The 12734-nt window shown below is 66.7% G+C and carries 11 protein-coding genes; 2 read left to right on the top strand and 9 right to left on the bottom strand.

Going from position 1 to position 12734, the window contains the following annotated elements:
* The first annotated feature begins 7 nt into the window (after positions 1-7).
* Positions 8-652 carry a ribonuclease T2 family protein gene (locus tag D0B54_RS12955; RefSeq protein WP_162932392.1) on the top strand — a complete coding sequence of 215 codons (645 nt, stop codon included), beginning with the start codon at positions 8-10 and terminating at the stop codon, positions 650-652.
* Between the two features lie 61 nt (positions 653-713).
* On the opposite strand, the gene D0B54_RS12960 is transcribed toward D0B54_RS12955, so the two are convergent.
* The 5 genes from D0B54_RS12960 to D0B54_RS12980 form a co-directional block, all read right to left on the bottom strand.
* Positions 714-1391 (bottom strand): DUF4336 domain-containing protein, encoded by a 678-nt coding sequence (locus D0B54_RS12960; RefSeq protein ID WP_117291737.1) that lies wholly within the window; start codon positions 1389-1391, stop codon positions 714-716.
* A gap of 123 nt (positions 1392-1514) precedes the next feature.
* Positions 1515-2471: an MBL fold metallo-hydrolase gene (locus D0B54_RS12965; RefSeq protein WP_117291738.1), complete on the bottom strand. Its 957-nt coding sequence runs from the start codon at positions 2469-2471 to the stop codon at positions 1515-1517.
* A gap of 15 nt (positions 2472-2486) precedes the next feature.
* The gene (locus tag D0B54_RS12970; protein WP_117291739.1) at positions 2487-3905 is read right to left on the bottom strand and encodes an efflux transporter outer membrane subunit; all 1419 of its coding nucleotides are present in this window, start codon (positions 3903-3905) and stop codon (positions 2487-2489) included.
* Entirely contained in the window at positions 3902-7060 is a 3159-nt protein-coding gene (locus D0B54_RS12975; protein WP_117291740.1) for an efflux RND transporter permease subunit, read from the bottom strand. Before D0B54_RS12975 ends, D0B54_RS12970 begins: the two co-directional genes overlap by 4 nt.
* Positions 7057-8235 carry an efflux RND transporter periplasmic adaptor subunit gene (locus D0B54_RS12980; RefSeq protein ID WP_117291741.1) on the bottom strand — a complete coding sequence of 393 codons (1179 nt, stop codon included), beginning with the start codon at positions 8233-8235 and terminating at the stop codon, positions 7057-7059. The genes D0B54_RS12975 and D0B54_RS12980 overlap by 4 nt, the downstream gene beginning before the upstream one ends.
* Before the next feature lie 146 nt (positions 8236-8381).
* On the opposite strand from D0B54_RS12980, the gene D0B54_RS12985 reads away from it, so the two are divergent.
* Positions 8382-8834: a MarR family winged helix-turn-helix transcriptional regulator gene (locus D0B54_RS12985; protein WP_162932393.1), complete on the top strand. Its 453-nt coding sequence runs from the start codon at positions 8382-8384 to the stop codon at positions 8832-8834.
* 381 nt (positions 8835-9215) lie between these two features.
* Here the strand turns inward: D0B54_RS12985 and D0B54_RS12990 are convergent, their stop codons facing one another.
* The 4 genes from D0B54_RS12990 to D0B54_RS13005 are packed head-to-tail and all read right to left on the bottom strand — an operon-like array spanning position 9216 to position 12334.
* A complete protein-coding gene (locus D0B54_RS12990; RefSeq protein WP_162932394.1) occupies positions 9216-10349 on the bottom strand; it encodes a hypothetical protein in 1134 nt (377 codons plus the stop codon).
* Entirely contained in the window at positions 10346-11212 is an 867-nt protein-coding gene (locus D0B54_RS12995; protein WP_162932395.1) for a hypothetical protein, read from the bottom strand. The genes D0B54_RS12990 and D0B54_RS12995 overlap by 4 nt, the downstream gene beginning before the upstream one ends.
* Positions 11209-11892, bottom strand: coding sequence for a hypothetical protein (locus tag D0B54_RS13000; RefSeq protein WP_117291745.1), 684 nt, complete (start codon positions 11890-11892; stop codon positions 11209-11211). Before D0B54_RS13000 ends, D0B54_RS12995 begins: the two co-directional genes overlap by 4 nt.
* A complete protein-coding gene (locus D0B54_RS13005) occupies positions 11879-12334 on the bottom strand; it encodes a rhodanese-like domain-containing protein (protein WP_162932396.1) in 456 nt (151 codons plus the stop codon). Before D0B54_RS13005 ends, D0B54_RS13000 begins: the two co-directional genes overlap by 14 nt.
* Positions 12335-12734: the final 400 nt, after the last annotated feature.

Raw genomic sequence — 12734 nt, forward strand, 5'->3', positions numbered from 1 at the left:
GATGAGGATGCTGGCCAGGCTGCTGCTGGTCCTCGGACTGGCAGCGGCCGCGTCCTGCCGCGCGGAGGCGCCGCCCGCAAAGGCGGCCGCCCCGTTCGACTACTGGATCCTGGCCCTGTCCTGGTCGCCGGAGTACTGCGCCTCCAGCAGCAGCAACGGCGACACGCAGTGCGAACGGGCCTACCAGTTCGTGGTGCATGGCCTGTGGCCGCAGTATGAAATCGGCTTCCCGCGCGACTGCGGCCGCACCAAGGCCGTACCGGGCCGGCTGGTGGAACGCATGCTGCCGCTGATGCCCAGCGAGCGGCTGATCGAGCACGAGTGGCGCAAGCACGGTGCCTGCAGCGGGCTCGACGTGCAGGAGTACTTCCTGCAGACCGAGCGTGCGCGGCGGCGCATCGTGATCCCCGATGCTTACGCCGCGCCGGACAAGCCCATCGTCAGCAACGTGGCGGAAATCGAGCGGCGTTTCATGCAGGCCAACCCTGGCCTGCAGTCCGACGGCATCGCCCTGAGCTGCAAGAGCCGCTGGCTCAGCGAGGTCCGCATCTGCCTGGACCAGGACTTCGGCTTCCGCGCATGCGGCCGGGACGTCGGCGACCGCTGCCGCGGCGAGGTCAGCATCCGGCCAAGCAGGCCGGGACGGCGCTGAAGCCACTCTGAAACGACAAGGCCCGCATTGCGGGCCTTGTCGTTTCAGAGCTGACGGACTGCTACAGCCAGTTCATCGCCTTGCGCAGCTTCTCTCGCGCGTCGTCCTCAAGGACGTCGCCATGCGCCAGCACCAGGCGCTCGAAGGGCCACTGCAGGATGCGGTCGAAACTCGCCCGGGCCTTGCGGCGGTTGACGTAGACCAGCCGCAGCATGCGGTGCCAGCCGACCTCGCCGAGGATGCCGCCGAGCCGCAGGTACCAGCGCGTCGGCAGGTGGTCGCTGTGCGCGAAGTTCTCGACCAGGTCGCAGGCGATCAGCGAGCGCGTCGGCCGATGGTAGAAGGCGGTTTCGCCCAGCAGGCAGCCCTCGATCGTCACCAGCTCGAAATCCCCGCCCCAGTCCGGATGCGGCCGCTCGGTCAGCGTCGCGCCGAACTTCAGATCACCGCGCTTGCGCTGCAGTTTCTCCGGTCCGTGCAGCACGGCCTGCGGCCAGGCCGCGAGGGCTTCGCCGGCGTAGAGGTGATGAAACAGGTTCGGGCAGACGATGTGCCGCACCGGCCCCAGCTCGTCGATCGCGGCGCGCAGCTCCGGGGTGATCGAGACCGGCGAATGCAGCAGCAGGCCGCCGCTGGTGAGGCGCACCACGGTCATGCGCGTGCCGACGTGGAACCCGAAGAAATTCTGCGGTGCGCTACGGCACCAGATGCCCTCGGCCACCGGCGTCAGTGTCGTCATGGTCAAGCTCCCTGGGATGGGCTGAGCTTACGCCAGATAAGGTGTCTGTTGTGGGAGCGACGCAAGTCGCGATCTTTAGAGGGGGAAAAGATCGCGACTCGCGTCGCTCCCACATAAGAAACTTCAGGCCGGCCGGTCCAGCCAGACCTCGAGCCCCTGCGCATTCAGCTCGATATCGAAGGCCAGCAGTTCGCGAACCCTGGCCTCGGGCATCGTGCTGCCAAGCTGCTTCAGTGCCGCCAGCGCATCCTGGTTGAGTGCCTGCAGCAGCGCCTGGTGGCGTTGCTCCGAACCACGCAGCGGCGTCGCCAGCGCGACGTAGCGCTGCAGGCCCGCGCGCAGGTCGGCGGCCAGCTTCTGCACGTTCTCCACCACGCTGAAATGCGTCAGGTACATGCGCTGCGGGTCGAAGGACAGGTAGCGGTCCAGCGTGCCGAACCAGGCCTCCGGCTCGAACTGCACCGGTGTGGTGGTCGGGAACAGGTAAGGGCCGCCGGGGCCGTCGAACTCGCGATAGGACAGGCCGAAGGTGTCGCCGGTGAAGAAGCCGTGGCTGGTTTCGTCCCAGATGCTGAAGTGGTGCCGCGCATGGCCCGGGGAGTCGATGAAACGCAGCTCGCCGGCACCCAGCGGCAGGCGGTGGTCGTCGCCGGCCACGATCACCCGCTCCTCGGGGACCGCGGCGATCTCGCCGTACATCTCGGCCACCGCCGCCTTGCCGTACACCCCTTCGGCGCCGGCAATCAGTTTCGAGGGGTCGATCAGGTGGCGCGCGCCGCGCGGATGCGCCACCAGCTGGGCCGCCGGCAACTCGCGCATCAGCACGCCGGCACCGCCGGCATGGTCCAGGTGCACGTGCGTGGGGATGACGTAACGGACCTGCTCGCGCGCGATGCCGCGCGCTTCCAGCAGGGCCAGCAGGCGCGGCATGCCATGGGCGGTGCCGGCCTCGACGAAGGCGTACTCGCCGTCACGCCCGACCAGGTAACAGCAGGCCAGCCCGGGACGTTCCTGGAGGGTGTCGATGCAGACAATGCCGTGACCCAGGTCCTGGGCCGGCGGAAGTGACGTGGCGTTCATGGCTTCGTACTTGGGCTATTGCCCGGTATTGTCGCCGCCCTGCCCTTGCGTCTGCCAGCCTCCGCCCAAAGCCCGGTACAGCTGCACCAGCGACAGCTGCGCATCCAGCCGCGCCGCGTCATGCGACAGCTCGGCATTGAACAGGTCGCGGTCGGCGCTGATCACGTCGAAGTAGGACGAGTAACCCGACTTGTAGCGCGCCTTGGAAATGTCCACGGCACGGCGCAGCGCATCCACCTGGAGCTGCTGCGCCGCCAATGCCTCCTGCGACTTCTCGCGCGATACCAGGCTGTCGGCCACTTCGCGGAAGGCGTTGCGCACGGTCTTCTCGTAGCCGAGCAGGGCCTCGCGCTTGCGCGCATTCGCCAGGTCCACTTGGTAGAGATTGCGATCGGCGTTGAGCAGCGGCTGCAGCAGGCCCACGCCGGCCGACCAGTTCTCGGCGCCCGAGCTGAACAGATTCGAGACATCGCCGCTGAGCACGCCAAGGCTGCCGGTCAGCGACAGCGTCGGGAACAGCGCCGCCTTGGCCGCACCGATGCGGGCATTGGCGGCCACCAGCGCCTGCTCCGACTGCAGGATGTCCGGGCGCCGTTCCAGCAGCGCGGACGGCAGTCCCGCCGGGGTTGCCGGCATCGGCGGCGCGCTGGTGTCGGAGACGCTGCGCGGGATGCCGGCCGGATTGCCGCCGAGCAGCAGCGACAGCAGGTTCTCGGTCTGCGCGACGCTGCGCTCCAGCGCCGGCAAGTTGGCCTGCGCGACGGCCAGCTGCGCCTCGGCGCTGGCCACGTCCAGGCCGCTGATGACGCCGCGCTCGTACTGCGCGCGGGTCAGCTTGAGGAAGTCCACGCGCGTGGTGATGGTGCGCCGCGTGATGTCGAGCCGGCGGTCGAAGGACTGCAGGCTGAAGTAGGCCGTGGCGACATCCGCCACCAGGCTGTTGGAGACACCGCGCTGCGCGTACTCGCTGGCCAGCAGGTCGGCACGGGCGGATTCGTTGAGACGGCGCAGCCGGCCCCAGAGATCCAGCTCCCAGGACAGCGCGACGCCGGCCGAGCCCTGCTCGCCCAGGCGCTCAGCACCCGGCGACACCGAGGACTCCGACAGCTTGCGCCGCGACGCGGCGCCGGAGGCATCGATCTGCGGCAGTTGCGCCAGCCGGCTGACGCCGGCGGAGGCACGCGCCTGCTCGACGCGGGCTGCGGCCATGCGCAGGTCCAGGTTGCGTTCCAGTGCCTGGCGCAGCAGCGCGCTCAGGGCCGGGTCCCGGTAGATCTCCCGCCAGCCGAGATCGCCGTAGGACGCACCCTGAGCGGTATCGCCGCGGACGCGCTCGGGAGCATCGATCGCCGGGCGCTGGTAATCAGGGCCCAGTGCGCAGGCCGACAGCAGCAAGCCGATGGCCATGGCACTCAAACGGGACACGGTCTTCATGCCGTCTCTCCTTCATGCCCGCCGCTGGGTGGCGCGGGCGGCTTTTGCCGGCCGAAGCGTTCCGCCAGGCCCTGCAGCAGCACGTAGAACAGCGGCACCATGAAGATGCCGATCAGGGTCGCGGCGAGCATGCCGAACACCACCACGGTGCCCAGCACCAGGCGCGCGCCGGCACCGGCGCCGGTGGCGATGGCCAGCGGCACGGCACCGAGGATGAAGGCGAACGAGGTCATCAGGATCGGGCGCAGGCGCAGGCGCGCACCCTCCACCGCCGCTTCCACCAATGGCATGCCGCGCTCATGCGCCAGCTTGGCGAACTCCACGATCAGGATCGCGTTCTTCGCCGCCAGGCCGATCAGCATCACCAGGCCGATCTGCGCGTAGATGTCGTTGGACATGCCGCGCCAGGCCAGCGCCGCGAAGGCACCGAGCACTGCGAAGGGAATGCCCAGCAGCACCGCGAAAGGCACGATCCAGCTTTCGTACTGCGCTGCCAGCACCAGGAACACGAAGATCATCGCCGCGGCGAAGATGTACGGCGCCTGGCCGCTGGACTTCTTCTCCTGGTAGGTGGCGCCGCTCCACTCGAAGCTGTAGCCCGCCGGCAGGTCCGCCGCCAGTTCCTCCATCGCCTTGATCGCGTCACCCGAGCTGTAGCCCGGCGCCGCCGAGCCCTGGATCGTCACCGCGCGGAACACGTTGAAGCGCTCGATGTAGTCCGGCCCCGACTTGCCGCGGATCTGCACCACGGTGGACAGCGGTACCATCGCGCCCTGGTCGGTGCGCACGTAGAGATGGTTGACGGCCTCCGGCGTGGCACGCGCCAGGCCCTCGGCCTGCGCGGTGACGCGGTAGGTGCGACCGAACAGGTTGAAGTCGTTGATGTAGCTGCCGCCGAGGAAGGTCTGCAGCGAACCGAAAATGTCGGACAGCGGCACGCCGAGGGTCTTGGCCTGCTCGCGGTCCACGACGTACTCCACCTGCGGCGTATTCGGATTGAACTGGGTGAACACGCGCTGCAGGTCGGGCCGCTGGTTGGCGCGCTCGAGGAAGTCCTTCATCACGCCGACGAAGCGCTCCATGCTGCCGCCGCTGCGGTCCTCCAGGATGAACTCGAAGCCGCCGGCCTGGCCAATGCCGGGGATCGACGGCGGGTTCAGCACCAGGAAGTTCGCGTCGCGGATCGCCCCGGTCTCCTGCATCAGTCGCCCGAGGATATCCTTGGCGCTCTCGCCCGCGCCGCGTTCATGCCAGGGCTTCAGCGCCAGGAACACGGTCGCCGCGGAGGACTGCGTGATGCCGGCCAGCAGGCTGAAGCCGCTGATCGCCACCGTGTTCTGGATCGCCGGAATCTGCGCGGTGATCTCGCGGTACTGCTTGATCACCTCGTCGGTGCGCTGCAGTGACGCCGCCGGCGGCAGCGTGATCGCGGTGATGAGATAGCCCTGGTCCTCGTCCGGCAGGAAGCCGCCCGGACGCTTGGCGACCAGGAAGCCCGCCGCCACCAGCAGCGCAGCGAATACCAGCAGGCTCACCGCGCTGCGGCGGATCGCGCTGCGCACGGTCAGGGTATAGCGGTGCGTGGCGCGCTCGAACATGCGGTTGAAGGCACCGAAGAAGCGGCCCAGCGGCCCGCCCCAGTGCGATTCGGCGCTGGGCTTGAGCAGCAGTGCGCACAGCGCCGGCGTGAAGGTCAGCGCCACCAGCGCCGAGATCAGCACCGACACCGACAGCGTCAGCGCGAACTGGCGGTAGAACTGGCCGGTAAGGCCCGGCAGGAACGACACCGGCACGAACACCGCGGTCAGCACCAGGGCGATCGCGATCACCGGGCCGGACACGTCGCGCATCGCTTCCCGCGTCGCCTCCCTGGCCGACAGGCCATGCGAGTCCATCTTCTCCATCACCGCCTCGACCACGACGATGGCGTCGTCCACCACCAGGCCGATCGCCAGCACCAGCGCGAACAGCGTCAGCGTGTTGATCGAGAAACCCATGGCGACGAAGGCGCTGAAGGCACCGATGATCGACACCGGCACCGCCAGCATCGGGATCAGCGTGGCGCGCCAGCTTTCCAGGAACAGGAACACCACCAGCAGCACCAGCACCGCGGCGATGATCAGCGTCTCCTGCACCTCGTGCACCGACTCCGACACGAACAGCGTGGTGTCGAAGGGAATCGAATACTCGATGCCTTCCGGGAAGCTGTGCGACAGCTCGTCCATGGTCTTGCGCACGCCCTTGGCGACATCGAGCGCGTTGGCGTCGGGCAGCTGGTAGATGCCGATGTTCGCCACCGGCTCGCCGTTGAGGCGGCTGGAACGCGTGTAGTCGGTGGCCGCCAGCTCGATGCGGGCAACGTCCTTGAGCTGCACGATGGAACCGTCGTTGCGCGCACGCACCACCACGTCCTCGTAGTCCGGGGGGTTGCTGAGGCGGCCGCGCACGCTGACCGCGTACTGCTTCTGCTGGCCCGGCGGCGCCGGCTCGGCACCCACCGTACCCGCGGGCGCCACCACGTTCTGCTCGTTGAGCACCTTGGAGATGTCCTGCGTGGTCACGCCCAGGCGCGCCATCTTCTCCGGGTCCAGCCAGATGCGCATGCCGTAGTCGCGGCCGCCCAGCACCACCACCTGGCCGACGCCGGGCACGCGCGCCAGCGCGTCGTAGACGTTGAGCGTGGCGTAGTTGCTGAGGAACAGGTAGTCGTACTTGGGATCGGTGGCGCGCACCGCCACCAGCAGCAGGATCTGCGGCTGGCGCTTGGTCACGGTGACGCCCTGGCGCACCACTTCCTGCGGCAGCTGGCGCTGCGCGATGGCCACCTTGTTCTGCACCTCGACCGCGGCGATGTCCTGGTCGGTGCCGATGTCGAAGGTCACATTGAGACTGTAGGAGCCGTCGTTGCCGCTCTTGGAGCTCATGTAGAGCATGTGCGGCACGCCGTTCACCTGCTGCTCGATTGGTGCCGCCACGGACTGCTCCACGGTCGTGGCATCCGCACCCGGGAAGGAGGTGGAGATGACGATCGACGGCGGCGTGATCTGCGGATAGCGCGCGATCGGCAGCTGCGTCAGGGCGATGGCACCGGCGATCGTGATGATGATCGACAGCACCGTCGCGAAGATCGGACGGTCGATGAAGAAATTGATCACGGCTTGGCCCCGGTGGCCGGCGCCGCTGCCGTAGCCGGTGCGGCGGCAGGCGGAGCATCCAGCGGCTGCGGTGCCAGCGGCGCGCCCGGCTTGAGCTTCTGCGTGCCGTCCACCGCCACGGTCTCGCCGGCCTTGAGGCCCGCGGTCACCAGCCAGTCGCTGCCGATGCGCGCACCCATGGTCACGTCACGCGCCTCGGCCTTGTTGTCGGCGCCGACGATCCACAGCGAAGTACGGCCCTGCAGTTCCTGCACCGCGCGCTGCGGCACCAGCAGCGCCTGCGGCAGCTGCTCGGACACCACCACCACGCGCGCGAACATGCCGGGCAGCAGCTGCCGATCGGGGTTGGGAACTTCCAGGCGGATCGGCAGCGTGCCGGTGGTCTGGTCGACGGCGGCGTCGACGAAGTTCAGCTTGCCCGGCTGCGGGTACTTCGAGCCGTCGGCCAGCACGATCGAGAACACGCCGTCGGTGCGCACCGGGTCGCCCGAGTGCAGCTGCAGGCGACGCTGCAGCTCGATCATGCGGCGTTCGCTGATGCTGAAGTTCACGTACATCGGATCGGCCGCGTAGACCGTGGTGAGCAGCGAGGTGCTGGCGCTGATCAGGCCGCCGACGCGAATCTGCGTGCGGCCCATCACGCCGTCGATCGGCGAAGTGATGCTGGTGTAGTCGAGGTTGAGCTGCGAGGTCTTCACCGCCGCGCGGGCGGCCTCCACCGAGGCGACGTTGGCGCTGTTGCGCGCCACCACCGAATCCAGCTCCTGCTGGCTCACCGCGTCGATCTCCGACAGCGGCCGCACGCGAGCGAGGTCGCGGCTGGACTGCTCGAGGCCCGCCTCGGCCTGCGCCAGCGCTGCCTTGGCCTGCGCCAGCGCCGCGATGAAGGGCTGCGAGTCGACCAGGAACAACACCTGCCCACGCTTCACCCGCTGGCCTTCCACCGCCGCCTGCTGCTCCAGCAGGCCGCCGACGCGCGAGCGGATTTCCACGGTGCTGGAGGCTTCCACCTTGGCGACGTACTCAGCGGTGACCGTCGCAGGCTGGGCAAATACCTTCACCACGCCCACCGCCGCAGGCTTGGGACCGGCGTCTTCCGGCTTCTTGGAACAGGCCGTGAGCGCCGCCAGCAGCAGCAGCGGAAACAAGGTGTGGCGCATCGCAGACTTGGACATGGAAATCTCCCTATGCACGGGTCACAGCGCCGGAAGCCCTCCGGAGGCTTACGATATAGCGGCTGCAATGATTTGCGTGATGACGATTATACTAGCGTGCTAATGATTAGCATGCAATAATGAATGTATGGTGGCTGGAGGAAATCATGAAACCCGATGAGAAGATGGGGCCTTTGCTGCGCGATGTATTCTGGCTGGTCCGCGGGTTGCTGGATGCCCGCCTGGAGCCGATCGGCCTGTCGCAGGCCCGCTGGCAGCCGATCCTGGCCCTGCATCGCGCGCAGAAGCCCCTGACACAGTCCGCCCTGGCGGCGGAACTGGGGATCGAATCGCCCACCCTGGTGCGCATGCTGGATCGTCTCAGTGCAGACGGCTGGCTGCAACGCGTGTCCTGCCCCAACGACCGCCGCGCCTACCATGTCGTGCTGACGGACCGTTCCAAGGACGCCTGCGCCGACATCGAGGAGCAGCTGCGCATCCTGCGCCGCGATCTCTATGGCGTGATCGACCCCGACGAACTGGCCACCTGCGTCCGCGTACTGGAACAGGTCAAGGCCCACGCCGGCACCCTGCAGCCGCGGACCGCGACGGCCGCCTGACATCGGGCCGCAACAAGCGCCCTGCAGAATGGCCTTGAAAGTGTGACGCAGCCGTCATTTACGGCATGAATCGTGCTGCATATCCCGGTAGCCGCCCTGCCGATCCATCACAGTGCAGGCCGTAACGATCTCCTCCAGAGAGGCTTCGCCTCTCTCGCACCTTGCTCCCGCGTTCGCAAGACCGCGGGAGTTTTTTTATGTGCGGCGACCTACGAGGGATCCCTCTGCCGGGTGGACTTCACCCCGGTCAGAAGCCCCAGTCCCAGCAGGACGACCGCCCTGGCGTCCGCAGGGAGAGAGATTTCGAACACGGATGCCAACCGGACAGTAGTGGGCCGTATCGACAGATATATTGAGTAAGAAGACGAGCTGGCCTGATCTTCAATTCGATTTTGGTGGGCTTCGAGAAACCTTATGTTTCTGTGTTGGCCCCGGTACCTTGAACCGCAGCGACGCAGTCCCGACCTGCCCGGAAAAGCCCGAAATATTGACAGTCAGCACATGCTGCCCAGCGCCGAAACGCCCGGTATCAAAGCGCCAGGTAAACGGCACATAACCCTGCTCCTCCTCGGACACAAACTCGCCATCGACGAAGAAACCAACCTCGAACAGATTGCTCTCGAGAACGGCGCGATCATCTTTTGGAATATCCACGCGCACGGTGGCAGGTCCTGACAGGGTCGGCTGTTCGCGTTGCTGGCCCACCCATGAGAATGTCACGCGCGGATCGTAAGGCTGGTACTGAGGACTGAAGAAAGCGCGTGACAAGGCCTTACCGTCGCGTTCCGCCGTCACCGGCATTGCGTGGTCTGCACTCGCACTGGGCCAGCCTTGTTTCCGCCGCCAGCGTGGATAAGGTTCTGAGCTGCTCCCCGTCACCAGGATCGCATGGTCCGGCAGCGCAAAACCGGTCACCATCACCGCATAGCCGGAATCTTCAATCACCCGATAACGGCGGCTCTCGTCGTAGCCGTCCCAGACGATGCGACTGCTGCCGGCGGGATACGGATTCCACACCGCCAGCGTGCGCATGAGTGGGCCGGCTTTGATGCCGGCGCGGGCCAGAATACGTGCCGGTCGGTCGATCCTGAAGTGAATGCTCGTGGGCTGCGACAGGCTTGTGCGCGGCTCCACGACCTCTCCGCCGGAATAGTCGGCAGGATGCAGCACGCGCAGCTTGCCGCCTTCGCGGAACGACAGCAGTGGAAAATACGCTTCGTTCGGCACTGCAGCGTTGCCTGCGTCGCGGCCATTCCAGGCGAAACGGTGACGGCCGGCTTCGTAGCGGCGCAGCTCCGCCAGCTCGCGCACAGGATCGCGATCCGTCGTGGCAATGGCCACCGCCATTTCCACCGGCTGATTCACCTGCAACTCGAACGCGAATTCCTTGGCGCCTGCGAGGTTCAACTCGGGGCTCGCATAAGGCAGCACGACAACCGCTTCGGCGGCACCCGCCGGTATGGCAAACCCAGCAAGGCACGCCGCTGCAAACCAGCCGATCAATAGCCGTCTCACGGATTGACCTCCAGATCGCGCACGTCCTGCACGCCGGGCAGCGGAATCTCCTCCACTCGCTCCTGCCGCCATCGCATCAGTCGCCCACCATTAGCATTGCGCCGCACAAAGTAGATCTCCTCGCCAACAGCCGAAGGCCACAGATCGGATTCGCCGGTGGTCGTGATCGCCCGCGGATTCCCGCCGGTTGGCCAGCGCCACAAGCCAAACCCCGAATCACCGGTCCCGAACGAAAACCAGAGGGCGCCAGCACCGCTACGCACTGGATAGCGCAAGGTCCCGTTGAGCAGGCTCACCTGCCGCGCTTCCCCGGCCGCACTGCGGTTCCACAGTTCCTGGCGGATGCCGCCGCAATCCACCACGCAGCTCACCTGCGTGTACAGCACCTCGCCGGAGGCCAGCGGCATCACGTCGAACAAGGTGCCGCGCTGCTCATGCCACAGTACAAAGCGTCGTTTGCCAGTGTCGTAGCGCACCAGCTGGGTACGCTCGCTCTGCCGCTGCACCAGGCGCACCGCCCATAGCGCTTCGCCGTCCGGGCTCAGGCGCAGCTGCGTATATCCATCGGGATCGTCCGCCGGCACCAGCAGGGTTCCAGGGCCTTTCTGCTCACCGCGCAGCTCCAGCACGGCGCCTTCCAGGTTCATATAGACGAGGCGGTGATTGGCAGGGGCCCAGCTCAGTTGCCGAACCTCGCCCAGGCCCGGCACCGCTCGGGCCTTGCCGTCGCCGCGCACCAGATAGGCGCTCCAGCCCTGCTCCGTCAGCCCGACGAAAGACATGCCCGAGGGCAAGTCCGCAGCCGAGGCCCCACCAAATACCAGCGCCGCGACCAGACCCCAACACAGCGTCTTGCGTTTCATGCCGGCTGAGGCCGCGGCCGCAAGGCCGCAAGGCCCCCCGGCAGCCGGCTGAGGAGCGCCGCCGTCAGCAAAGCGGCCATCAGCAGAATCTGCCCTTGCAACGGCGGAAACCGCGTTTCGGACCCGATGCTGAGCCCGTGCCAGGCCACCAGATAGAACGCCAGCACGCCGAAGGCGTGCAGCAGCGGAACCATCAGGCGCCGCCGCGCCCACAACAGCAGCGGCTGTGCGACAGCCGCCAGCAGCACCAGCAGGCCCAACAGCCCCAGGCTGACACGCGTGTTGTAATACCCCTCCCAGTTCGGCCACAGGTACTGGGTCGCCACATGCCCGGAGCGCAGGCTTGCGGCGGTGACGAAGCAGGCGGCGTGCGCCAGCATGGTGAGCACCACCAGCAGCCCATGTGCCCGGTGAAGGTTTAAGCGGCGCTGTGCGCCGAGCCAGCGCGCCGACGCTTGCGGAAACAGGCCCAGCATCGCCTGCCACCAGAGCATCACCAGCCCCACCAGACCGAGCAACTTGGCAGCGACAAACCAGGCCTGCCCGCTCGGCATCGGGTAGCGGAAATAGAACAGCGGATTGCCGGTCTGGTCCAGCCAGGCCGCCACCGGCAAAGCGAGGCTAGCCAGCCAGGCCACGGCAAGCCCGCGACGCGGTGCGATCGAATCAAGGAGCGGCATCGGCTTTCTCCTGGCTCACCGGCTTGGCGCGTGTCCAGCCGCGCTCTCCGGCCACAGCCTTCAGAACCTCACTCGCCTGCGCATCGCTCTGCCGGGGCGACGCCACCGGCAGCTTCTGCGCCTGCCAACCCTTGAAGCCGGAGGGCTCCATCATCTTCACGTTCGTGAGCCCACGCGCCTGAAGAGACTTCGCCACCTCGAAGGCGCGCAAGTCTTTCAGACAATACGGCACTACGTACTGATAGCCGGAGAGCTTCGCCAAGTCGGCCTTGTGTGCGTCACGCAAGGGGATGTTGATCGCTTGCGGAATGTGGGATTCGCGAAACTCCGTCGGTTCGCGCGTATCGACGAATAGCACCTTACCCTCTACCGCCGATGCCACTAGCGCCGGCATCGGCAGCGAATAGCGGCCATGTTCGAGGTCTGCGTCTTCCCAAGCCAAGGCTTGTCCGGCCACCATTGCCACAAGCAGGACACCATGGCGCGCACGCCTCGAAAATCTATAATGGAGCATCAGATTTCCCCATATGAAATTTCCCCCGATTACTCCGATCGTGTCTGACCCCATTGATTTGGTGCTGCCCGTCTCACTGCTGGTGTAGCGATACGAGTTGTTGTTTGCCTAGTCGGTCAGCGTGGTCGCGCCATGAGTTTGTCGCTGGTGTAGCTCAGGCCTAGGCCATGCTCGAGTGCGTCCTGAATCTGCGTCGGCTGGCCTTGGAGCCCTGAGGCACCGACGTTCGTCAGGCGGTCAAGTTCGTCGTATCCGGCGCAGGTCGGCAGGTTATTGAACAATGTGACTGTCAGGCTGAAGGATAATCTCACTATCACTCCCGACCAGC

The sequence above is a fragment of the Solimonas sp. K1W22B-7 genome (assembly GCF_003428335.1).
Lineage (GTDB): Bacteria > Pseudomonadota > Gammaproteobacteria > Nevskiales > Nevskiaceae > Solimonas_A.